Source organism: Pseudomonas savastanoi (assembly GCF_020917325.1).
Taxonomy (GTDB): Bacteria; Pseudomonadota; Gammaproteobacteria; order Pseudomonadales; family Pseudomonadaceae; genus Aquipseudomonas; species Aquipseudomonas amygdali.
The window spans coordinates 4,821,453-4,845,201 of the sequence record NZ_CP076652.1 but is presented as its reverse complement, the minus strand read 5'-3'; the positions used below and the strand labels follow the sequence as shown (position 1 = coordinate 4,845,201).

Below are 23,749 nucleotides of genomic sequence, written 5' to 3'. Positions count from 1 at the left end.
ATGTACGGCGCGTCGGCACGTCCTCAGCCACCTGCACCCGGCCGCAACAAGCCGGTGCCGCGTGGCGCCAGCCGAATGGTGGCCAAGGAGCCTCTGTCGGCGCGCCTGCCCAAGGCCAACTTCAGTGTTCTGAAGCGCCTGCTCTGGCCTGTGTTGCTGGTGGTTCTGGGCTTCGGCACTTATGAGGCAGCGCAACGTCTGCTGCCGTACGCCGACCGCCCGATTACCCGCATCAATGTGCAGGGCGATTTGAGTTACATCAGCCAGCAGGCTGTGCAGCAGCGGATTGCGCCTTATGTGGCGTCGAGCTTTTTCAAGATTGATCTGACCGGCATGCGCACCGAGCTTGAGCAGATGCCCTGGATCGCCCACGCCGAAGTTCGTCGTGTATGGCCGGATCAGGTCGTGATTCGTCTTGAAGAGCAGTTGCCGGTTGCCCGTTGGGGTGATGAAGCACTGTTGAACAACCAGGGACAGGCTTTCACGCCGCGTGAACTGTCCAATTACGAACATCTTCCCCAGTTGTTCGGCCCGCAGCGGGCCCAGCAACAGGTGATGCAGCAGTATCAGGTGTTGAGTCAGATGTTGCGCCCGCTGGGCTTCTCCATCGTGCGCCTGGAGCTGCGCGAGCGCGGCAGCTGGTTCCTGACAACAGGCGCCGGTAGTGCTGGCCCGGGTATCGAATTGTTGCTTGGACGCGACCACCTCGTCGAAAAAATGCGCCGTTTCATCGCGATTTACGACAAAACGCTGAAAGAACAAATCACGAATATCGCGCGCGTTGACTTGCGTTACTCCAACGGCCTAGCGGTCGGTTGGCGCGAACAGGCAGCGGCAACGACGGATAAACCCGCTGTCGCGAAGAATTGATAAGAGGCAGGACCATGGCAAACGTGCAAAGCGGCAAAATGATCGTCGGGCTGGATATCGGTACCTCCAAGGTGGTGGCACTGGTAGGCGAAGTCGCGGCCGATGGCTCGCTGGAAATCGTGGGTATCGGTACCCATCCCTCCCGCGGCCTGAAGAAAGGCGTGGTAGTGAATATCGAGTCGACCGTGCAGTCGATCCAGCGCGCAATCGAAGAAGCGCAGCTGATGGCGGGTTGCCGTATTCACTCGGCATTTGTCGGCGTTGCAGGTAGCCATATTCGCAGCCTGAACTCGCACGGCATCGTGGCGATTCGTGATCGCGAAGTCAGTTCTGCGGACCTGGAGCGTGTGCTCGATGCTGCTCAGGCGGTGGCCATTCCTGCCGACCAGCGCGTGCTGCACACCCTTCCTCAGGATTACGTGATCGATAACCAGGAAGGCGTGCGTGAGCCTTTGGGCATGTCCGGTGTACGTCTGGAAGCCAAGGTTCACGTCGTGACCTGTGCAGTGAACGCCGCGCAGAACATCGAGAAGTGCGTGCGTCGCTGCGGTCTGGAAGTTGACGACATCATTCTTGAACAACTGGCGTCGGCGTATTCCGTACTTACCGATGACGAGAAAGAGCTGGGCGTGTGCCTGGTGGATATCGGTGGCGGTACGACCGACATCGCGATCTTCACCGAAGGCGCCATTCGTCACACGGCGGTTATCCCGATTGCGGGCGATCAGGTCACCAACGACATCGCCATGGCGTTGCGTACCCCGACCCAGTACGCCGAAGAAATCAAGATTCGCTACGCCTGCGCCCTGGCCAAACTGGCCGGTGCCGGTGAAACCATCAAAGTACCGAGTGTGGGCGACCGTCCACCTCGCGAGCTGTCGCGTCAGGCCCTGGCCGAAGTGGTAGAGCCTCGTTACGACGAGCTGTTCACCCTGATCCAGGCCGAGCTGCGCCGCAGCGGTTACGAAGACCTGATCCCGGCCGGCATCGTGCTGACCGGGGGCACAGCGAAAATGGAAGGTGCGGTCGAACTGGCCGAGGAAATCTTCCACATGCCGGTACGCCTTGGCGTGCCGCACAGCGTCAAAGGGCTCGCTGATGTCGTGCGCAACCCGATCTACTCGACTGGCGTAGGCCTGTTGATGTACGGGCTGCAAAAGCAGTCGGACGGCATTTCGCTGTCCGGGATGGTCGGCAACAGCAGTTACAGCGACGAAACCAAGGCACCGGTGCTTGAGCGTATCAAGCGTTGGGTGCAGGGCAATTTTTAAGTTTCAACGTTTAAAAGTTTCACAGCTTCAGATTCAGGGCTTCAAAAGCAATATCGGCAGGCAGTAGGCAAAACTAACTAGAAAGCGGAAGGAGAGAGAAATGTTCGAACTCGTAGACAACGTCCCGCAAAGCCCGGTTATCAAAGTTATCGGTGTAGGCGGTGGTGGCGGAAACGCTGTCAATCACATGGTCAAGAGCAACATCGAAGGCGTGGAATTCATCTGCGCCAACACAGATGCTCAAGCGCTGAAAAACATTGGCGCGCGGACCATTCTGCAACTGGGCACCGGCGTGACCAAAGGCCTTGGCGCTGGCGCCAACCCTGAAGTCGGTCGTCAGGCCGCACTGGAAGATCGTGAGCGCATTGCAGAAGTTCTGCAGGGCACCAACATGGTTTTCATCACCACTGGCATGGGCGGCGGTACCGGTACCGGTGCAGCACCGATCATTGCTGAAGTGGCCAAGGAAATGGGCATTCTGACGGTCGCAGTCGTGACCCGTCCGTTCCCGTTCGAAGGTCGCAAGCGTATGCAGATCGCCGATGAAGGCATCCGCATGCTGTCCGAAAGCGTCGACTCGTTGATCACCATCCCCAACGAGAAGCTGCTGACCATACTCGGTAAAGACGCCAGCCTGCTGTCGGCTTTCGCCAAGGCTGACGATGTACTGGCTGGTGCCGTTCGCGGTATCTCCGACATCATCAAGCGTCCGGGCATGATCAACGTCGACTTCGCCGACGTCCGTACCGTGATGAGCGAAATGGGCATGGCGATGATGGGTACTGGCTGCGCCAGCGGTCCTAACCGTGCACGTGAAGCCACCGAAGCGGCCATTCGCAACCCGTTGCTCGAAGACGTCAACCTGCAGGGCGCTCGCGGCATCCTGGTCAACATCACTGCCGGTCCTGACCTGTCGCTGGGTGAGTACTCGGACGTGGGTAGCATCATCGAAGCGTTCGCTTCCGAGCACGCGATGGTCAAGGTCGGTACGGTTATCGATCCGGACATGCGTGACGAGTTGCACGTGACTGTGGTTGCCACCGGCCTGGGCGCGAAAATCGAGAAGCCGGTCAAGGTCATCGACAACACGCTGCAGACCGCCCAGCAGGCTCCTGCCCAGCAGGCGTCGCGTCAGGAAGCACCGTCGGTCAACTACCGCGATCTGGACCGTCCTACCGTGATGCGCAATCAGGCACACGCAGGCGCTACGGCAGCGGCGAAGATGAACCCTAACGATGATCTGGATTACCTGGATATCCCGGCTTTCCTGCGTCGTCAGGCCGATTGATGAAATGTATCAGGGGTATTAGGGTGATTGGTGTTCAGCAAAGGCATGGTCTGCTATCATCGCCAGCCTTTGTTGATACCAGTTCGCAACTTGCGCTGAAGCGGCCCATGCCATGATTAAACAACGCACCCTGAAAAATATTATCCGTGCCACAGGTGTAGGCCTGCACTCCGGGGAGAAGGTTTACCTGACCCTCAAGCCCGCACCTGTGAATACCGGCATTGTGTTTTGCCGAGCTGACCTTGACCCCGTCGTGCAGATCCCTGCGCGTGCGGAAAACGTCGGCGACACCACTCTGTCGACCACTCTGGTCAATGGTGATGTCAAAGTTGACACGGTAGAACACCTGCTCTCGGCCATGGCTGGCCTTGGCATCGATAACGCCTACGTCGAGCTCTCTGCCTCCGAAGTTCCTATCATGGACGGCAGCGCAGGCCCTTTCGTATTCCTGATTCAATCGGCTGGCCTGGAAGAACAGGACGCGCCGAAGAAATTCATCCGCATCCTGCGTGAAGTCACAGTGGAGGAGGGCGGTAAACGCGCTACTTTCGTGCCTTTCGAAGGGTTCAAGGTCAGTTTCGAGATCGATTTCGATCACCCCGTCTTCCGTGATCGCACCCAGAGTGCAAGCGTGGACTTTTCCAGCACTTCCTTCGTGAAGGAAGTCAGCCGTGCCCGGACCTTCGGGTTCATGAGTGACATCGAGTACCTGCGCAAGCACAACCTCGCACTCGGCGGCAGTGTGGAAAACGCCATCGTGGTCGACAAGGACGGCGTACTGAACGAAGACGGCCTGCGTTACGAGGACGAATTCGTCAAACACAAAATCCTCGACGCCATCGGTGACCTTTACCTGCTGGGCAATAGCCTGATTGGTGAGTTCCGGGGCTTCAAATCGGGGCATGCACTGAACAATCGTCTCCTGCGCACGTTGATCGAGCAGAAAGACGCCTGGGAAGTGGTGACTTTCGAGGATGCCAGTACGGCACCTATTTCCTACATGCGCCCTGTCGCGGCTGTGTAGGCAAGCTTTACTCTCTTTCCTTTTGTTCTTTAAAGGCTGCCTTCGGGTGGCCTTTTTTTATTGGCTTCATTGGGAAAGTCAGTTGCGCAGAGGATCTGGCGAAAATCACTCAGACGCTATTTCTTGTCCTTGGCATGGCTGGCCAGCCGCTCAAGTGCGGCCCGCAGCTTGGGATCAGTGATGCCCTCGGCGGTGGCCTGAATGTTCTCGGCGGCAATCGAAGACAGGTCGATGGTGTGCGTGGCCGCTCCACGCGGGGCTTCAGGTGGCTGCACCTTGAAGACAATACGCGTCAGGTTGATGAATTCGTCGAAGGCCATTAGTTGCCGGTGCAGGCGCTTCTGCTGATAGCGCAGGCGCGTGGCCCAGTGACCATCCGTCACGATCAGCAACAAGGTGCCTTCGCGCCACGAGGCCACACGACAATGCTCGCGCGCGGCTGGCTGCAGCTGACTTTCGAGCAGGCGCTGCAAATGGCTAAGGCGTTCGGCGTGACGAAAGATAGCCTTCAAAGGCTTGGCTTCACGCAGCAGAACCGCGGGCGGGCGGGCGTTCAGAGGACGAAAGGCCATGGTGGAGTGCCTGGTAACAAGATGAACATCTTAACAGAAAGCGTTCTAACGGCTGCTTTTCAGGGCATTTCCGTGCTTTCATATGCAAATCAATGAGTAACTTCCCCGGATTATGGGTTGAAGTGCTTGAAATTGGCCCCATTGTAAACCTGCCCCGTAACAGCGCTGTGCCAGCATCGTGGAATAACGCCACTTTCCTCACCATCGTTTCCGGGTAGAATGCTCGTTCGCATGCGGCCATCTGGGCTGCACGGGCGACTCACGGGGCCGCCCTCCATTCCTATGTGTGGAAGATCCTGTCGATATGTTTGCGCCTTTGTTGAAAAAACTTTTTGGAAGCAAGAACGAGCGTGAAGTAAAACGCATGCTCAAGACGGTACAGATCGTCAATGCCTTCGAAGAGCAAATGGTGGCCCTTTCGGACGAGCAATTGCGCGCCAAGACCGAAGAGTTCAAGGCCCGCATAGCCAAAGGCGAGACCCTGGATCAATTGCTGCCTGAAGCCTTTGCTGTCGCTCGTGAAGCGGGCAAGCGCGTCATGGGCATGCGCCACTTCGACGTTCAGTTGATCGGCGGCATGACCCTGCACGAAGGTCAGATCGCGGAAATGCGTACCGGTGAAGGTAAAACCCTGGTCGGTACGTTGGCTGTGTACCTCAATGCGCTGTCCGGCAAGGGTGTTCACGTAGTCACCGTGAACGACTACCTCGCTCGCCGCGATGCCAACTGGATGCGTCCGTTGTACGAATTCCTCGGTCTGACCGTAGGCATCGTCACGCCATTCCAGCCGCCGGAAGAAAAACGCGCCGCTTACGCTGCCGACATCACCTACGGCACCAATAACGAATACGGCTTCGATTACCTGCGCGACAACATGGCGTTCAGCATGGACGACAAGTTCCAGCGCGAACTCAATTTCGCCGTAATCGACGAAGTCGACTCGATTCTGATCGACGAAGCGCGTACGCCGCTGATCATCTCCGGTCAGGCCGAAGACAGCTCCAAGCTGTACACCGAAATCAACCGCCTGATCCCCAAGCTCGAGCAGCATATCGAGGAAGTGGAAGGCGAAGTCACCAAGCCGGGCCACTTCACCGTTGACGAGAAAACCCGTCAGGTCGAGCTGAACGAAGCCGGTCACCAGTTCATCGAGGAAATGCTCACCGAAGTCGGCCTGCTGGCTGAAGGCGAAAGCCTGTACTCGGCGCATAACCTGGGCCTGCTGACTCACGTTTATGCGGGTCTGCGTGCGCACAAACTGTTCAACCGCAACGTCGAGTACATCGTTGCAGACGGTCAGGTTCTGCTGGTCGACGAGCATACCGGCCGTACCATGCCGGGCCGTCGCCTGTCCGAGGGCCTGCATCAGGCCATCGAAGCCAAGGAAAACCTGAACATTCAGGCCGAAAGCCAGACCTTGGCATCGACCACGTTCCAGAACTACTTCCGTCTGTACAACAAACTGTCCGGCATGACCGGTACGGCCGACACCGAAGCGTTCGAATTCCACCAGATCTACAACCTGGCCGTCATGGTCATCCCGCCGAACAAGCCGTTGGCGCGTAAAGACTTTAACGACCTCGTCTATCTGACGGCGGAAGAGAAGTACGCAGCCATCGTTACCGACATCAAGGCCTGCATTGCAGAGAACCGCCCGGTGCTGGTAGGTACGGCGACCATCGAAACCTCGGAACACATGTCCAATCTGCTCAAGCAGGAAGGCATCGATCACAAGGTTCTGAACGCCAAGTTCCACGAGAAAGAAGCAGAAATCATCGCGCAGGCCGGTCGTCCGGGCGCTTTGACCATTGCTACCAACATGGCCGGTCGCGGTACCGACATCCTGTTGGGCGGTAACTGGGAAGTTGAAGTCGCCAATCTGGAAGACCCAACCCCTGAGCAAATCGCACAGATCAAGGCTGACTGGCAGAAACGCCATCAGCAGGTGATCGAGGCGGGCGGCCTGCACGTTATTGCCTCCGAGCGTCACGAATCGCGCCGTATCGATAACCAGCTGCGCGGTCGTGCCGGCCGTCAGGGTGACACCGGTTCCAGCCGTTTCTACCTGTCGCTTGAAGACAGCCTGATGCGCATCTTCGCCTCTGACCGTGTGAAGAATTTCATGAAGGCGCTGGGTATGCAGTCCGGTGAGGCCATCGAGCACCGCATGGTGACCAACGCCATCGAAAAAGCGCAGCGCAAAGTGGAAGGTCGTAACTTCGACATCCGCAAGCAATTGCTCGAGTTCGATGACGTGGCCAACGAGCAGCGCAAAGTGATTTATCACATGCGTAACACGCTGCTGGCTGCCGAGAACATTGGTGAGACCATTGCTGACTTCCGTGAGGAAGTACTCAACAACCTCATCAGTCAGCATATTCCGCCGCAATCCCTGCCGGAGCAGTGGAACGTTGCTGGTCTGGAAGCTGCACTGAACACCGACTTTGCCGTCAAACTGCCCGTCCAGCAGTGGCTGGACGAAGACGACAACCTGCACGAAGACAGCCTGCGCGAAAAAATCATGGCGCAGTTGCTGGTGGCGTACAACGAGAAGGAAGATCAGGCCAGCGCCGAAGCCCTGCGTTCCTTCGAAAAGCAGATCCTCCTGCGCGTGCTGGACGACCTGTGGAAAGATCACCTGTCGACCATGGACCACCTGCGCCACGGTATCCACCTGCGCGGCTACGCTCAGAAGAACCCGAAGCAGGAATACAAGCGCGAGTCCTTCACGCTGTTCCAGGAACTGCTGGATTCGATCAAGCGCGACACCATCCGTGTGCTTTCGCATGTTCAGGTTCGTCGCGAAGATCCAGAGGAAGAAGAGGCGCGCCTGCGTCAGGAAGCCGAAGAACTGGCCAGCCGCATGCAGTTCGAACACGCTCCTGCGCCGGGCATCGACCAGCCGCTGCCGGATGAAGAGGGTGGCGAAGCGCCGGTAGCCGTCGCATCCGAGCCGGTCCGCAACGACCAGAAACTGGGTCGCAACGAGCTGTGCTGGTGTGGTTCGGGCAAGAAATTCAAACACTGTCACGGCCAGATCAACTAAGCCTTTGACTGTGTAATACCTGCGCCGCGACCGGCTTGCCCGTCGCGGCGTTTTTTCATTGATCGCCGTACCGATGCGGACGGCGCCATACTCCTTGAGGAGCACCCCGATGGCTGTTGGTCTTGGTCCTTTGCCTGCGTTGCACCCGGTTCCCGGTTTTGAACTTGGCATTTCTTCTGCCGGCATCAAACGCCCGGGGCGCAAGGATGTCGTGGTCATGCGCTGTGCCGAAGGCTCCAGCGTTGCCGGTGTATTCACCTTGAATGCGTTCTGCGCAGCGCCGGTCATTCTGGCCAAACAGCGTGTTCAGGGCACTGTGCGTTATTTGCTGACCAACACCGGCAATGCCAACGCAGGCACGGGCGAACCAGGTCTGGTTGCTGCGCGACGTACCTGCGAAAAGCTGGCGCAACTGACTGGCGTCGATGCATCAGCAGTGCTGCCTTACTCAACGGGCGTGATCGGCGAGCCGTTGCCTGTGGAAAAGATCGAAGGCGCGCTGCAAGCTGCACTTGATGATCTGTCTGTGGATAACTGGGCCGCTGCGGCGACCGGCATCATGACCACCGACACCCTGCCCAAAGGCGCCAGCCGTCAGTTCACCCACGATGGCGTGACCATCACCGTGACCGGCATCAGCAAAGGCGCAGGCATGATTCGCCCGAACATGGCGACCATGCTTGGCTACATCGCCACCGACGCCAAAGTGTCGCAGAGCGTACTGCAGGACCTGATTCGCGACGGTGCCAACAAGTCCTTTAATCGCATCACTATCGATGGCGATACCTCGACCAACGACTGCTGCATGCTGATTGCCACCGGTCAGGCTGATTTGCCCGAGATCACCGAGGCCACGGGCCCGCTGTTCGACGCGTTGAAGAAAGCTGTGTTCGACGTGTGTATGGATGTTGCTCAGGCCATCGTGCGTGATGGCGAAGGCGCGACCAAGTTCGTGACGGTAGAAGTCAACGGTGGTGGCAATCATCAGGAGTGCCTGGACGTCGGTTATGCCGTGGCCCACTCGCCACTGATCAAGACCGCGCTGTTTGCCTCCGATCCGAACTGGGGACGTATCCTGGCGGCTGTCGGCCGTGCCGGCGTGCCTGACCTGGACGTGAGCAAGATCGACGTATTCCTGGGCGGCGTATGCATTGCCAGCCAGGGCTGCCGCGCCACGACCTACACCGAAGAGCAGGGCTCGGCGGTAATGGCCGAAGAAGAAATCACCATTCGTATCGAGCTGGGTCGCGGTGATTGCAGCGAAACCATCTGGACTACCGACCTTTCTCACGAATACGTGAAGATCAACGCGGAATATCGCACCTGACTCAATGCCCGGCGCGCGAGCATCCTGCCTTCGCGCCGGGCTCAATGGAGCTGAACCATGAGCATGCATCTGATTATCGGCGACAAACGCTATTCCTCCTGGTCGCTGCGTCCCTGGCTGGTGCTGGAAATGACCGGTGCTGCGTTCACCGATCAGGTCATCCGCCTGAACCAGCCGGACACCCGCGAGAACATTCTCAAGTACTCGCCAACCGGCAAGGTACCTGCGCTTCAGTGTGAGCACGGCACGATCATCGATTCGCTGGCGATCTGTGAATATCTGGTCGAGCGCTTCCCGGACGTCGAGCTGTGGCCGCGTGACACCGCCGCGCGTGCCCAGGCCCGTTCGGCGTGTGCGCAGATGCACAGCGGTTTCGTCAATCTGCGCTCGAACATGCCAATGGACCTGCGTCAGGATAAGGCGCTGGAAGTGATCACCGTCGACACCCAGAACGATATCGACCGCATTGTCGAGCTGTGGGACGAGTGTCGCGCTGCCGCTGCCGAAAGTGGTCCTTTTCTGTTTGGCAAGCCGAGCATTGCTGATGCGTTCTTCGCACCGGTGGCGATTCGTCTGCGCGGCTATCACGTCCAGTTGCCAGCAGAGGCACTGGCGTATATCGAAACCATCTACCAGTGGCCCGCTTTCAAGCGCTGGCAGCAGGCCGGTCTGCAGGAGTCCTGATCGTGAAACGAGTTCATGTGGCTGCCGCCGTCATTCGTGGCGCTGACGGCAGTGTATTGATTGCCCGACGTGCCGACACTCAGCATCAAGGTGGCCTCTGGGAGTTTCCCGGCGGCAAGGTCGAAGAGGGTGAGACCGTCCAGGCCGCACTCGCACGTGAACTCCAGGAAGAGTTGGGGATTCAGGTCACGGCAGCGCGCCCATTGATCAAGGTCTGTCACGACTATGCGGACAAGCAGGTATTGCTGGATGTCTGGGAAGTTTCGGCATTTACCGGCGAGCCGCATGGTGCTGAAGGGCAGCCACTGGTCTGGGCGGCTCCGCGAGAGCTGCCTGACTACGACTTTCCGGCCGCCAACCAGCCAATTGTCGCCGCGGCACGTTTGCCCGGCGAGTATCTGATCACGCCTGACGGGCTGGACAATATCGAGCTGTTGCGCGGTATGCAGAAAGCCATCGCAGGCGGCATCAAACTGGTCCAGTTGCGTGCGCCGGGTGGTTACGACCCCAAGTACCGTGACCTGGCCGTGGATGCGGCGGGTCTGTGTGCCGGCAAGGCGCAGCTCATGCTCAAAGGGCCTCTGGAGTGGCTGGGCGACTTTCCGTCCGCCGGTTGGCACCTGACGGCGGAGCAACTGCGCAAGTACGCCAGTCGTGGACGTCCGTTCCCCGAGAACCGCTGGCTGGCTGCTTCCTGCCATAACGCCGAAGAGCTGGCCCTGGCCGAACAGATGGGGGTGGATTTCGTCACCCTGTCACCGGTTCAGCCCACCCTGACTCATCCCGATGCACAGCCGCTGGGTTGGGAGCAGGCCATCCGATTGATAGCAGGTTTCAACAAGCCCGTCTTTCTGCTGGGCGGCGTAGGCCCTGCGCAGCGCCAACAGGCTTGGGAAAGCGGCGCACAGGGCGTGGCTGGGATCCGCGCGTTCTGGCCTGACGAGATCGTCTGAGTTGCTACAGAGGACGCAGAGCGTCCTGAACGGCATGCCGACGCGGAGCATCGCACGATAGTCGCGCAGAGCGTCATGAAAATGCATTACCCCGCAGGGGGAGCGATAAGCCTCGTGGCGCCGATCAAACCGGCTTGGGCGCGGGCTGCCAGAGTATTTCCGCGATGCCCTGTCTTCTGGCGATCAACCGAGCTGCGACGAACAACAAATCCGACAGCCTGTTGATATACGCCAGCCCGGCGCCTTCCAGTGGCTCGACCGCGTTCAGATGCTGGCAACGGCGTTCGGCACTGCGCGCCAGGCTGCGGCAGATGTGCGCTTGAGCGATCAGCGAAGAGCCGCCTGGCAAGATGAAATTTTCCAGCGGCCCCAGCTCTTCATTCCACACATCGATTGCCGCTTCCAGCCGCTCGACCTCCGCGCCATTCAGGGCTTTGTAAGTCGGCATCGCCAGTTCTCCACCCAGATCGAACAGCCGATGCTGGCAAGGGGCAAGAACCTCGATCACTTCGTTGAGGGCCGGCACGCTTTTGGCCTCATCGATCAGCCCGGCCAGCAACAGGCCGAGCTGGCTGTTGAGCGTATCGACCTCACCAATGGCCTCGACGCGCGGATGATCCTTGGACACCCGACGACCGTCGCCCAGACCGGTCTCTCCGGCATCACCGGTGCGTGTGTAAATCTTCGACAAACGAAAGCCCATTGCTGCGATTCCTGATCAAGACTTGGAAATAACCTGCTGCTGAACGCTTACCTGGTTGGCCACCAGCGGTAGACGCAGTGTAAAGCAGGTGCCTGTGCCGAGAGAGGAATGCACCTCCATCTGGCCTTTATGATTATTGGTAACAATGAAGTACGACACCGAAAGACCCAGCCCGGTGCCCTGGCCAATTTCCTTGGTGGTAAAGAACGGTTCGAAAGTACGCTTGCGGACGTTTTCGGACATGCCGATGCCGTTGTCCTCCACCTGAATTTCGGCCCAGGGCGGGTTGAGACGGGTACGCAGGATGATGCGTCCAGGCTCCTCGCTCTCCGGGCGCTGGTGAATGGCCTGGGCGGCGTTCTTCAGCAGGTTCAGCAGCACCTGCTCCAGTTCGTTGGCGATGCACGGTACCGGACCCAGTTCTGGGTCGAACTGACGGATGATGTGCTGGCCCTTGAAGTCGAAACCGATGGTAAGGTCAAAATCGTTGCTGGCAATTTCCACTGCCTGATCGATCAACGCCGGCAAGTCGCAGGCTGACAGTTGACGACTGCTCAAACGACTGAAATTGAGCATGTGGCTGACAATCTTTGCTGCCCTGGCACCTGCTTGCTGGATGCCATCGAGCAGTTTTGGTACTTCGCGGCTTTCCAGGTAATGATTGACCTGCGCCAGGTCTACACCATCGGCTTCGGCCTGCTCAATGTTCTTCGGCAGTTCCGGGGACAGACGCCGCCTGATGTTCTGCACGTTGTGCAGGATGGCGCCCAGCGGGTTGTTGATCTCGTGGGCCATGCCCGCGGCCAGACCGCCGACAGACAACATCTTCTCCGACTGCACCATCATTTCTTCCAGCGATATACGCTGGGTGATGTCATCGATACGGATCACCACGCCACGCCCGGCATCGCCGGTCAGCGGGTAGAACGTCAGCGCGTAGTGGCGCGACTCGTCGTTTTTGATCCATGTCACGCGCTCGATCTTGGTCACGCTGTGGCGCTCGACGGTGTGCTTGATTTGCGGCAGAAACGAGCGCATCGGTTCGAAGGCCAGAAAGATCGGCTGGTTCAACGCTTCGTCCAGCGTGGTTCCGGACAGCGCTGTTGCCTCCTGATTCCACTGGGTGACATACAGCTGCTCGTCCAGCGCGATCATCGCCGAGGGCATCGAATCGATGATGCTGTTGAGGTAGTTCTGAAAGCCGGTGAGCTTCTTCTCGATCTTGCTGCGCACCTGAACTTCCAGTTCCAGTTTGCGGTTGGTATGGCGGGTTTCCTCGGCCAGTCCCTGTGCCTGATCGTAAGCTTCCTGGGAATCATCCCGAGCGCGCTTGAGTTGTTGCTCACGCGCTTCGATACGCGACAGCATGGTATTGAACGCTTCGGCCAGACTGCCGATTTCGTCCTCGTTGCCAGGCTCTGCGCGCAGTGCGTAGTTTTCTTCGCGGGTGACCTGCCGCGACAGTTCTTCCAGCTGATAAATGGGCTCTGTAATCAAGCGCCGGATCTGTCGTGCCACCACCAGCCACAGCAACACGCTGAACACCAGAATTCCCAGACTCGCAGTCAGCGTGCCGGTGTAGAAAGCGGGAGGCAGCTCGCTGCTGGCAACCAGCAACATGTGCCCGGGCGGTTCGTCGCCTTTCGGTACGGTGATGACCTGCGTGCTGCGAAACTCGGTAAGCCGCCAGCTTTCGAGGTCCTTGTAGTGCCTGGGCAGTTGCAGGCCCTCGCCCTGTTGCATCTGCTCAAGTCGCTCTCCGTCGTTGTCGTATATGGCCGCTGCACGTAGCGGGCCGTAGCTTTTGAGTTCCTTGAGCAAGGCACGCGCATCGGCAGGCGAGTTCAAGGCGCGCTCGTTGAGATTGGCGCTGCTGATCAGACGGCCAATGGTCTGCAGGGCCTGCGGGGCCATCGCTTCCTGAGAGATGTAATAAGCCGCGCTGATGAAGGTCAGGTTCGCAACCAGCAGCACGGTGGTCATCAGGACCAGCAGGGCGGCCAGCAGTTTCTGACCTACCGGCAGGTTTTCCAGGCGTTGGCGCAAAGGCATTGGGAAGGTCGCAGTGACGTGTGATGCGAGCAGGGTAGCGCGCGCTAGTCAGTACGCAAACCCTTGTGTGCCAGATGGGCTGTCAGACGTGTCTGCAATTGCTGCAGGTGTGCTGCCGGACAGCGATGACGCACGGCTGCCGCACACGCGTAACCCAGCAGGTAGCTGATTTCGGTGCGTCGCCCGTGAAGCACGTCCTGATACATGGATGAGTAATTGGCTGCCGTTGCATGAATGACCCGCAGCACTTCAGCATGCAAGTCATGCGCTGCCGCTGGCTGGCCGCAGCGGCCCAGCAAATCGCTCAGCTCGGCACACAGTGTAGCGACCTCGCAGGTGTGCTCGAGCAGGCCGCCATTGCGGCAGTCGTGCAGCACCGTCAGCGGGTTGATTGCACAGTTGAGCGCCAGCTTGCGCCACAGCCGCGTCTGGATGTCCGGCGTCCATTCATGGGGAATTGCACTGTCGTGCAAGTCCTGCAGAAGTGAGGGGGCTGCCGGGTTCGATACATCGCCCAGCCAGGTGAAACCGTGGCCTGCGAACCTGACACGCCAGTCCGACTCCAGAAACGCGCCTTCGGTGCTGGAGGCGAACACGCAGCGGATATGGGGAATTCCTGCAGCCACAGCGTCCTGACTGCCCAAGCCGTTCTGTAGCAGGATGACGTCTGCACGAGCCACCAGGCGCGGTGCCAACTGCGCAACAGCCTGCTCAGCGTCGTAGGCCTTGCAGGCGACCAGCAGCCGCTCGATGGGTTGTTGATGTTCGGCGGTCTGTGCTTCGACCGAGTACGTATGGGCGATATCGTTTTCGACCAGTGTCACGCAACCGCGGCTGGCGTTATACGCCGCCAGCCGTTCAGCATTGCGAAGAATCAACCGCACCGGCAGGCCTGCGCGCGCCAGTCTTGCCGCCCACAGAGTGCCCAGACTTCCCGCGCCGAGAACATGCCATGTCAGCGCCATCAGTGAGGCACGTTAAGGCGTTGAAGCGGTCTGCTGAAGGTGAAAACAAGGATGTGCATGAAAGGCTCACAGTGAATGCAGGAAAAGTCTCGTTATAATGAGCGTTCTTTCAAACCGTCAAGTCACGCGTGCCCGAATCGTGCGCACGCCGTTTATCTGGAGAACATACATGCCCTCGTTCGACGTAGTGTCCGAATTGGATAAACACGAAGTCACGAATGCCGTCGACAATGCCATCAAAGAGCTGGACCGTCGCTATGACCTCAAAGGCAAAGGCACGTTCGAGTTCAAGGAACTGACCGTCACGCTGACCGCAGAAGCAGACTTCCAGCTGGAGGCCATGATCGAAATCCTCAAGCTGGCGCTGGTCAAACGCAAGATCGACGCGAAATGCCTCGAGATCAAGGATGCCTACGCTTCCGGCAAACTGATGAAGCAGGAAGTTACCCTGCGCGAAGGCATCGACAAGGAACTGGCGAAAAAAATCGTCGCCCATATCAAAGAGGCCAAACTCAAGGTCCAGGCCGCCATTCAGGGCGAGCAGGTGCGGGTTACCGGCAAGAAACGCGACGACCTGCAAGAGGCCATCGCAGCGCTGCGTGCCTATGATTCGGGCATGCCGCTGCAATTCAACAACTTCCGCGACTAATATTTTATTTGCACTGAAAGCCGGGGAACCCTGCGTCCCCCGGCCAGTCCGAATCGCCTTGAGCATTGAAATGACGGCAGGCCGCCGTGGTTTCGATGGCAGTTCATGGCGGGTAAGGAGATAACGATGGATTTAAACGCAGAAGTCGGTCATCTGTGGCAAGCGTCGCAGGCCTGGATTCCGATGATCATGGAGTACGGCAGCCGCTTGCTGCTGGCAGTCGTTACGCTGTGTGTGGGCTGGTGGCTGATCAACCGGCTGACCGGCAAGCTTGGTGCGTTGCTGGCGTTGCGAAACGCCGACCTGGCCTTGCAGGGCTTCGTCAGCAACCTGGCGAACATCATTCTGAAAATCCTGCTGGTGGTCAGCGTCGCATCGATGATCGGCGTCGAAACCACCTCGTTTGTGGCCGCTATCGGTGCTGCCGGCCTGGCGATTGGTCTGGCATTACAAGGTAGCCTGGCGAACTTCGCGGGTGGTGTGCTGATTCTGTTGTTCCGTCCGTTCCGCATCGGTGACTCGATCGAAGCCCAGGGTGTGTCGGGAACCGTCGACAACATCCAGATCTTTCACACCGTGCTGCGCACCGGCGACAACCGTACGGTGATCATTCCCAACGGCAACCTGTCCAACGGCATCATCACCAACACCAACCGTCAGCCAACCCGCAAGATCACCTTCGACATCGGCGTCAGCCACGACGCGGATCTGAGGAAAGCGTTGCAGGTCCTGCTGGACATGGCAGACGACCCACGCGTACTCAAGGACCCGGCCCCACAGGCCGTGGTCGCAGCGCTGGGGGAGAACGCAATTACCTTGTCCCTGCGCGTCTGGACCAGCAGTGGCGATATGGGCGACGTGACGTCGATGTTCAACATCGAAGCGCGCGACCGCCTGAAGGACGCAGGCATCGAGATTCCATTGCCGCAGCGGATTGTGCGGGTGGTTCAGGAATAGTGGTTTGTGCGGTATGAAAAGGCCCTGGCTTGTGAGAGTCGGGGCTTTTCTTTATCTGCAGGTTCAGGAAAAGGCTATTTTCATGATTGATGATTGTCTGCCTTCAGCGATGCCCGGGCGCTTTACCGTCTGTTGATACGAACATGCCTTTCAGCTCTCCGGCACAAAAAGTACGTTATTTACTGTAAATGTAACCGTCTTCCTCATCTTCCTCGTCGATATCTTTGAGTTTTTCTTGATGAGGCACCGGGTAAAGACCCAGTACAGCCGCTACTCCTGCAGATATGCCCATGAGGAATGGGGTCGGCTCGGGATACTGCGAAAGTTTCCGATCGGGATCCTCTGTGGGATTAACGCCGCTGCCAGCGGGGAGCTTCATTATCTTCATACCATCAGTGGTGAGAATGCAGCGAGGCGGGACTATCTTGCCTTCAAACATTTCCACTATTTCGGCGTTGGGTAAGGGGGTGAGCGGCTCACTGACCTGTGCACCCGATTCGCTATGCGTGAACAAGAACTTCTCGCCGCTTTTCTCGATACGAATCCTTGGCTGATTCTTGGGCTTTGTGGCGTAGTCACCAATCAACTCGTCACACGGGGACACTGACTCTTGCGCACAGCCCGCTAATAGAACCATCCCGGCGACTAAATGCATCCCTACGACGGCCTGACAAAAACGCGTGTACATGTTTCTTCCTTGTTCCAATTGAGGGGGCAGTTCCATGTTGTTTCCTGTACTTGCGCTGCATGACCTGATCACGAAATATCCTAAATCACTCGCACATTCATGGCGTGGCTGGCCACACCCTGACAGCCGCACGCCAGTCGGTGGCCGTGCAGGACCACCGGTATGCCGTTCAGTTTTCGGGTGGGGTGGCCCTCGATAAAGGCGAACTCACCCGCATGAAGCGGGCAGGTGGCTTTGTCGCCCAGCACGGCCGGAGGCTTGCCGTTGAGGGTGTGGGTGCCTGCCAGTTGGCAGGACACCACTCGGCCACCACTGCTGGTGGCATCGCCCAGACAGACCGGATAACTCACTCTGCAGGTGCCCCGCCGGTTGGCGAGCCGAAGGTGAAAGGATCTGCGCCACGGTTCTGGCTGTTCTTGGCCTTGCGGGCTTCATCGGGCGGGCGGACCATTTGTACGGTCAGGCTGCCATCGGTGCCGGCGTAGACCACCGCACTGACGCCGCCATCCTTGTAACTGGCGATGGTTGCCAGATTGATCTCGACCAATGCACCGCTGACCCCGGTATTACCCAGACGGCGACCGATGTCGTAACCCTCTTCGACGTTGCCCAGCTCAAGACCGTAGCCGTCCTTGTTCAGGTCGTGCAGGGCATTGTTGAGGGCAATTTCCGCTTCAGGGTTGTTGGTGCTGTCGTAGAACACCCGCACAGGTTTCTGACCCTCAGGCAAGGTATCCAGCGCCTGCACCCAAGCGGCTTGCAGCGCTTTGGCTTGCAAGGCCGGTTTCAGGCGCTTGCCGTTTTCATCCTGCATGGGCGCCTTGATCGGGCGGTGCAGATAGCCGAGTACTGGCGCAGCGTCGAACTCCTTGACCTGATGCTGCCCCCAGCGAATGGGCAGCCAGGGTGAGGGCTCGAAGTTGCCAGGGCCACGGTTGCTGATGGTTTTCCAGAGGGTGGGGAGTTGGGACTGCCAGTAGGCGGTCGATATCGTACCGGGGGCGAGCGGAGCTTTAACTCCTTTGGCTTTTTCTGCATCCTCATATATTTTTCTGAACTTTCGCGGCTGATCCCAGTAGAAAGCCCACAGTTTGCCCAGGTCAGTATTTTTGTTTTGATTGTCTTCGGGTTCTTGAGTCGCGTAAGGGCGAATATACTTGTCCACTCGATCCGAACGAGCGACCAGCAGCCCGGTCATACTTTCGAATATTGTCGGTACTACTTGGGCGTTTTGCAGTGCCGGTGTCCCAGGCTTTCTATAAACGTCACGAGTAATATCCCCATCTCGGCTTGCGATTAAGGCCTGTGGAACCTGTGAATTGTCGTCGAAAAAATTAAATAGTCGTTCGATCATGGCTTGTGCATGGGTAGTGCTTTCATCGTCTTGCCAGAGAAACAGCGTAACTCCCAGTGTTGCTGCATTTCGGCCAGAGTTGATCAAGCCTGCAGCTCTATAGGCTTTATCGAACAGATTCGGAGGCCCCAGTGCGAACACGGGTATTGGCCAATAGGCGACCGCGTCTCCAGCCGAATGCTGGAAAGCTGCACGAATTTTTATATCTCTACTAATTTTGCGTGAGTCAAGCGAGGCATCGTAGTCCTTGGCGTCATTGGAGTAGATGGAGGTGAGATTGTTGTTTTTTTTCTTTATAAAACTCCAAATTTCTGATTGGTTATCGTGAAAAATGGCAATTCCCGCTCCTCTTATTTCCAGCGAATATGTACGTTGCTGAGTCGCCGTTTGCTCGTTCTTTTGAGCTGTAACCTCTGCTCTATAAGCTGCCAGCTCAGCTTTCTCATGGGTGATGGCTTTTCCCCACCAGTGTCCGCTATAGACCAGCAAAACCAAGCCTAAAATGCCAGCGATGCCCCACCGCAATACCGGGTTTATGTCACGAAGTTGCATATCGTTTTCCTGTGCTTTTAGGTAGACAAGCAGGACAAATCCAAGCCAAAGGACCTGCAAAACGACGGTCACCCATAAATATCTTTTCAATTTCGGGCGAAGTAGCACGCTTTGTGGGCGATTGATCATTGGATACCCCGAAATTTGGGGGCGCTCTGGATGAGTTGCGGCGGTGTTAGTGACACTAGATCCGTTGAAGGGAATTCCCCTTCTTCATAGTACAGGTAGCTAGCTTTGACTAGAGCCTGAGCTTCTTCACTGAGCCTTTCCCAGCCTGGTGATTCACTAATTGCGAGAAATTGCGCCTCGTCGATCTTCCAATCCGCAATAGCCACCAGCACATCACGCATCGCGGGATCATCCAGGCATTTAGCTTGGCCAATAGCAATATCCATTGCAGTCACCCAGCGATGGTTTTCCGGGCTGCGAAGCAATCCAGAGTGATAAGAATTATCGCTCCAGGCATTACGGTTTTTCTCCATACGGTCTCGAGCTTCTCTGGGAGTCTCCTCTCTTTGACTACTGTATCCTGATAAAGGATTTGCAGGGTTTCTGGATCTGCCTATTCGTACTTGGCGAGTTTTTTCTTCTGGATCATCAGAAAGCGCGTTGAAGCGTTCTAAGGCTTGGCGAAGCGTCACTTTTGGACCATCATATTCAGGAGGCATTTCTATCCATAAGAACGTAGCGGCGTCCTTCCCTAACGCAACGCTTTTGCCAACGTCGTCTGGTTTATCCAGGCCTGAAGTTGTTGGTGTGCCAGTTTCCGCTTCGCCACCGAACATTTCTGGTGCATGAGGCGGAGTCAGCGCTTCGGCATTAATAAGGCGTTCCTGTCCCTCCGGGATGGGCGCGCGGGCAATCATACCGGCTCCAAATGAGCTGCCTGGGTATCGAGCTTCGCCTGCGGCACGCATGAGTTCAGGTTGTGGCGTGTTGCCGATCAGGATCGGCTCACCATAGCGATGGCGCTTAGTCCACATGCGTTGATAGAAGCGTAGTTGCTGGAGCACCATCATTGCCATTCGTCCATCAGGTAGAGCATCAGGCATTCCATATGTCCCGATACCTTGGACGTCATCCAGTGAGACAGTGGTGTCATCCGGGCAGAAATACAGATACACCTTTCCTCGGTTGTCACGCTCGGGAAAGACTATCATGCTGCCCACTTTATTTTTGCGGATACCTTGATTGGGTGACCATCGCGAACCGCTTCTGCCGCAGTAGGTTTTAGCGTCCCTGAGTTCTGACATTGCTGGTTGTGTGTGTGGCTTATTTGTTATCGCAGTTACGATCCCAACTAGCGTTGAAAATGTGTCTTGGTTTTTGGGAGTGTTACCAGGTAACACACAATAAGGCGTATCAACCATGATAAAAGTATCTGCGCAACGGTCTCCTCCATCTACCAGCAACGCTTGCGCCAGCAAGGTGACTATCGTGCCTTGGCTGTGCCCCATGATTGTTATGGTCTCGTCAGGCGACACGCGACGGATCTCGCGTATGAGCATAGCCAAGCGGTGAGCCGCTAATACGCAATAGTGCCGCGCTGGCGAGTGACCAAAATATAAAGCGTTGTCTGGCTTAAACGTTTCCAGAGCGATGCTTTTCAGATTGGGCTTAAAGCCTTCACCGTAGACATCCGGTATGTTATTGGTCGCGTTAGCAATAAAACCTCCCGCCTTGGCAAAGTGGCGATCCAGCCGGTTACCGTTAATGTCCTGAAACTGATTACGCATTCTGAACGGATCGCCCGCGTCATCACGCTTGATTTGATCGGGTACTGCCCGATGTCCCCAATAAAAGGGAATCAACACGCTATGGGTTTTCGGGTCAGATGCGTCGCGCCGATAAAGATAGGTGTCAGGATCATCGAGCATGGCTTTCTGATCACTGTCCCTTTCCTCGTAGGGCACTTTTTTTGCCTCGTTGTACCTTACCCCATACCTTCCAGCCACCAGATCCGGCCGATCCAGCCGCTCATTAACCCCCTGACACAACCCGGTCTCCACCGACTCATAAGAAGCCCCCGGGTCATTCACACCGTGCAGAAAGATCACTACGCCTGGCAAATCGCCGGGCACTTCCATTTTGCAGGTGGTATTGAGGTTGGGGATCAGGCGTGTGTTGCCTTGGGCAACGGCGTATTCATCGGCGCCGTTCATTGGGCACCTCCTTTCGGTGTGCCGCTGCGTAATGCCGATACCTGTGCCTGATGCATCATTTCGCGTTCCACGCGCTCGGTCAGTCCGTCTGCGTTCGTCATTCCTTTCACCAGGCTGCCATCTTCCAGTTTGATTTCATACGAGTGATCCGCTGCTGTCCGTGGGCTTTGTTCGCTGTGGCCGGGGTAGTGGAAGGTGACCTGCTGGGCGGCGGGGTCGCGGCCGAAAGAGGGGATCGCAGCGCTGTCGGTCTTGGGGCCGATCCAGTCGTGTTCGCTGGCGTGCACGGTGACTTTGCCCTGCGAGCCGATCTCGACGCCGCCGCCAATCTTGATGTAACTGCCGTCATCGGCGACCAGGCGAATGGTCGGCGCGGTGATGACCACTTCGCCTTCGACGGCCGAGACATGCAGGTTTTTCTGGGCATTGAGGGCGATGTCGTCTTCCTGGGCCTGCACCAGCACTTTGCCGCGGTTGGCGATGGCGCTGATGCCAGCGTCCTGGGCGAAGGCTGACAGCCCTTTGCCCGCTTGCAGGTGCATGGCCGCGCCGCTGGTCAATTGCAGGTTGCTCTGCGCGGTGGTGTCGTGATGTTCACCGGCATAGTGAACCTGCGAGCGCGGCGTGGCGCTGGCAATACCTGCTGCTGCGGTCATGGCCAGTACCGGGTCGCCCAGGCCGTTGCTGTCCGGCGCGGGCCATTGATTCAGCGACTGACGCAAGGCGTCGATGCCTTGAACATCCACGGCCTGACCGCCGCGCGCGGCAGCGGTTTCGCCGAGGGATTTGAACAACTCGCCGCACTCGGCCAGCAGTTTGAGCAGCTCTTCGCGATCCAGTTGCGAGCCTTTTGCGTCGGTACGCGCATAGGTGGTGAGTAACATGCCCTGCGCGGCACGCAGGGCGATGGCGGCATCGGTGCGCAGTTCTGCACCGTTGCCGCGTGGCTGGGCGGTGCCGTCAGTGCGCGGGTCGGTCAGTTTGCCCAGGTTGAGGGCTGTGGCCTGATGGGTTGTGCCCATGCGCGCTCGCAGTGAGCCTGGCGTGTCATCGAACAGCAGTTCGTTGAAGCCGCTGCCTTTGTGTTCCTGGGTGCGGATCCCCGACAGCGTGCGGTTGCCCGGCAGCCCCGAGGCCTTGCTGAAGCGTGGCGGCAGATTAATGTTGTTGTAGAGCACCGACGTCACCAGAGGCCGGTCGATATCGCCTGCCAGAAATGTCACCAGCACTTCCTGGCCGATGCGTGGCATGAACTGATGGCCGAAGCCGCTGCCAGCACTGGGCATCGCCACCCTTAACCAGGTGGTGCCTTGCGGCAGGCTGTCGCCACGCTGCCAATGGAACCTGACCTGTATCCGCGCCAGCTCGTCAGTGAACACTTCCTCACCTTCCGGCCCGACCACGATGGCGCTCAGCGGGCCGTTAATGCTTGGGCGCGGAACGGTGATCGGATGCCGATAGGGGATCTTGTGGCGAATGCACACGAACTCGTTTTTGTAGCCCGCGCTTTCGTCCGACAGGTAATTATTGCTGCCCTCATGCTTGACCGTTATCAGCAGAAAACTGCGATCTTCAGCAGAGCCGCGGTCATGATCAAAATGCTGGGTCAGCTCAAAGGTGTGGCCAGGGTACATGGCGCGGCAGGTACTGTTGCCGGTGAATGTCTTGCCCTGTACTTCAATGGCTTCCAGGCGCTGACGCACCAGGCGTTCACCGTCTTTGAAGGTGCCATGGCTGTAGTGATCAAGCACGTCATACACTTCATACGCGTCGACGTTGCCTTGCTCATTGAGGCTCGGCATGCCGACAGGTAACTGATTACGGGGCTGCTTGTAGTCGAATGTCTGAATGGACATGCGCCCCGATTGCAGACGTCGATGGCTGCGCCATTCGGTAATCGAGTCCGCTGTCTCGGTAACGGATGCGCTGTGATAACGAATGCTTGGCTGTTGCGGCAGGGGCGAGAGGTCACGCGAGTGATCAAGAATGATCAGCGTGTGCTTTTCCTGATTGTGATCGAAATAGAAGAACAGGCCTTCGTGTTCCAGCAACCTCAATACAAAGGTCAGATCGCTTTCACGGTACTGGGTGATGTAACTGTGCGTCTTGAGTGGCTGGCTGAGTTGAAACTCGAAGTCGGGCAATGCGCCGTAGGCTGCAAATACCGTTCGGATAACGGCTTCGATGGTCTGTTCCTGAAATATGCGCGAGTCGACGCGTCGCGAGAGCATCCACAGCCAGGGGCTGAGCGTGGCGCTGTAGCGGGCCAGACCGCCGTCGCTGCCTTCCAGGCTGAAGGTGCTTATATAGCCATTAATGTAGCGCGATTCGCCGGTGGCGAGTTCTATTGCCAGTTGTGCAGGCTGGCCGATCTGCGATTTGAGCTCCAGGCTGGCATCGCGGCTGATCATCGACAACTCGAAACTGAACAGCTCGGACAGGCTTTCAGTGCCGGAAAAACTTTCCAGCAGGAGTTCCTGTTCGTCACGGGCAACGGTCGTCAGCTTGATCAAGCGACGGTTTTGTGGCGCAAATAGCGCCGTTAGATCCTTTAACATTGTTGCTCCGTTATATAAAACCAGCTGCTCGTTCCGCTAGAGAGTGCTGATATAGAGAGGGGCGTGAGTCTATA

19 protein-coding genes are annotated in these 23,749 nt (G+C 57.7%); 10 read left to right on the top strand and 9 right to left on the bottom strand.

Annotated elements, in window-relative coordinates; translation table 11 throughout:
• The 4 genes from KP808_RS20485 (at position 1) to lpxC (ending at position 4,453) form a co-directional block, all read left to right on the top strand.
• Positions 1–870, top strand: coding sequence for a cell division protein FtsQ/DivIB (locus KP808_RS20485; protein ID WP_004666180.1), 870 nt, complete (start codon positions 1–3; stop codon positions 868–870).
• A 14-nt stretch (positions 871–884) separates the two neighbouring features.
• Positions 885–2,141 carry a cell division protein FtsA gene (ftsA, locus tag KP808_RS20480; RefSeq protein ID WP_002555042.1) on the top strand — a complete coding sequence of 419 codons (1,257 nt, stop codon included), beginning with the start codon at positions 885–887 and terminating at the stop codon, positions 2,139–2,141.
• Between the two features lie 100 nt (positions 2,142–2,241).
• Positions 2,242–3,429 carry a cell division protein FtsZ gene (gene ftsZ, locus KP808_RS20475; RefSeq protein WP_230016786.1) on the top strand — a complete coding sequence of 396 codons (1,188 nt, stop codon included), beginning with the start codon at positions 2,242–2,244 and terminating at the stop codon, positions 3,427–3,429.
• A 112-nt stretch (positions 3,430–3,541) separates the two neighbouring features.
• Positions 3,542–4,453: a UDP-3-O-acyl-N-acetylglucosamine deacetylase gene (lpxC, locus tag KP808_RS20470; protein ID WP_002555040.1), complete on the top strand. Its 912-nt coding sequence runs from the start codon at positions 3,542–3,544 to the stop codon at positions 4,451–4,453.
• A 116-nt stretch (positions 4,454–4,569) separates the two neighbouring features.
• Here the strand turns inward: lpxC and KP808_RS20465 are convergent, their stop codons facing one another.
• Entirely contained in the window at positions 4,570–5,025 is a 456-nt protein-coding gene (locus tag KP808_RS20465) for a DUF721 domain-containing protein (protein ID WP_058400720.1), read from the bottom strand.
• 304 nt (positions 5,026–5,329) lie between these two features.
• On the opposite strand from KP808_RS20465, the gene secA reads away from it, so the two are divergent.
• From secA to KP808_RS20445, 4 genes are all read left to right on the top strand, one after another.
• Positions 5,330–8,071, top strand: a complete 2,742-nt coding sequence (gene secA / locus KP808_RS20460) for a preprotein translocase subunit SecA (protein ID WP_005733433.1) — start codon at positions 5,330–5,332, stop codon at positions 8,069–8,071.
• Positions 8,072–8,180: 109 nt separating this feature from the next.
• Positions 8,181–9,398, top strand: coding sequence for a bifunctional glutamate N-acetyltransferase/amino-acid acetyltransferase ArgJ (gene argJ, locus KP808_RS20455; protein WP_230016785.1), 1,218 nt, complete (start codon positions 8,181–8,183; stop codon positions 9,396–9,398).
• 57 nt (positions 9,399–9,455) lie between these two features.
• On the top strand, positions 9,456–10,082 hold the full coding sequence (locus KP808_RS20450) for a glutathione S-transferase family protein (protein ID WP_230016784.1): 627 nt from the start codon (positions 9,456–9,458) through the stop codon (positions 10,080–10,082).
• Between the two features lie 2 nt (positions 10,083–10,084).
• The gene (locus KP808_RS20445; protein ID WP_230016783.1) at positions 10,085–11,035 is read left to right on the top strand and encodes a Nudix family hydrolase; all 951 of its coding nucleotides are present in this window, start codon (positions 10,085–10,087) and stop codon (positions 11,033–11,035) included.
• Positions 11,036–11,159: 124 nt separating this feature from the next.
• Here KP808_RS20445 and KP808_RS20440 read toward each other — a convergent pair whose 3' ends face one another.
• Genes KP808_RS20440 through KP808_RS20430 form a run of 3 tightly spaced genes read right to left on the bottom strand, consistent with a single transcriptional unit; the run spans position 11,160 to position 14,755 of the window.
• Positions 11,160–11,738 (bottom strand): cob(I)yrinic acid a,c-diamide adenosyltransferase, encoded by a 579-nt coding sequence (locus tag KP808_RS20440; protein ID WP_122280581.1) that lies wholly within the window; start codon positions 11,736–11,738, stop codon positions 11,160–11,162.
• A gap of 15 nt (positions 11,739–11,753) precedes the next feature.
• Entirely contained in the window at positions 11,754–13,790 is a 2,037-nt protein-coding gene (locus tag KP808_RS20435) for a sensor histidine kinase (RefSeq protein WP_230016782.1), read from the bottom strand.
• 44 nt (positions 13,791–13,834) lie between these two features.
• Complete coding sequence (locus KP808_RS20430; protein ID WP_230016781.1) at positions 13,835–14,755, bottom strand: putative 2-dehydropantoate 2-reductase; 921 nt, start codon at positions 14,753–14,755, stop codon at positions 13,835–13,837.
• A gap of 169 nt (positions 14,756–14,924) precedes the next feature.
• Between KP808_RS20430 and KP808_RS20425 the strand changes: the two genes are divergently transcribed.
• The gene (locus tag KP808_RS20425) at positions 14,925–15,404 is read left to right on the top strand and encodes a YajQ family cyclic di-GMP-binding protein (RefSeq protein WP_002555031.1); all 480 of its coding nucleotides are present in this window, start codon (positions 14,925–14,927) and stop codon (positions 15,402–15,404) included.
• Positions 15,405–15,530: 126 nt separating this feature from the next.
• Positions 15,531–16,361 carry a mechanosensitive ion channel family protein gene (locus tag KP808_RS20420; RefSeq protein WP_230016780.1) on the top strand — a complete coding sequence of 277 codons (831 nt, stop codon included), beginning with the start codon at positions 15,531–15,533 and terminating at the stop codon, positions 16,359–16,361.
• Positions 16,362–16,536: 175 nt separating this feature from the next.
• On the opposite strand, the gene KP808_RS20415 is transcribed toward KP808_RS20420, so the two are convergent.
• From KP808_RS20415 to KP808_RS20395, 5 genes are all read right to left on the bottom strand, one after another.
• The gene (locus KP808_RS20415) at positions 16,537–17,049 is read right to left on the bottom strand and encodes a hypothetical protein (RefSeq protein ID WP_230018933.1); all 513 of its coding nucleotides are present in this window, start codon (positions 17,047–17,049) and stop codon (positions 16,537–16,539) included.
• An 80-nt stretch (positions 17,050–17,129) separates the two neighbouring features.
• A complete protein-coding gene (locus KP808_RS20410) occupies positions 17,130–17,399 on the bottom strand; it encodes a PAAR domain-containing protein (protein ID WP_230016779.1) in 270 nt (89 codons plus the stop codon).
• Entirely contained in the window at positions 17,396–19,084 is a 1,689-nt protein-coding gene (locus KP808_RS20405) for a type VI lipase adapter Tla3 domain-containing protein (protein ID WP_230016778.1), read from the bottom strand. The genes KP808_RS20410 and KP808_RS20405 overlap by 4 nt, the downstream gene beginning before the upstream one ends.
• Positions 19,081–21,117 (bottom strand): T6SS effector phospholipase Tle3 domain-containing protein, encoded by a 2,037-nt coding sequence (locus tag KP808_RS20400; RefSeq protein WP_230016777.1) that lies wholly within the window; start codon positions 21,115–21,117, stop codon positions 19,081–19,083. Before KP808_RS20400 ends, KP808_RS20405 begins: the two co-directional genes overlap by 4 nt.
• Complete coding sequence (locus KP808_RS20395) at positions 21,114–23,675, bottom strand: type VI secretion system Vgr family protein (RefSeq protein WP_230016776.1); 2,562 nt, start codon at positions 23,673–23,675, stop codon at positions 21,114–21,116. The genes KP808_RS20400 and KP808_RS20395 overlap by 4 nt, the downstream gene beginning before the upstream one ends.
• Positions 23,676–23,749: the final 74 nt, after the last annotated feature.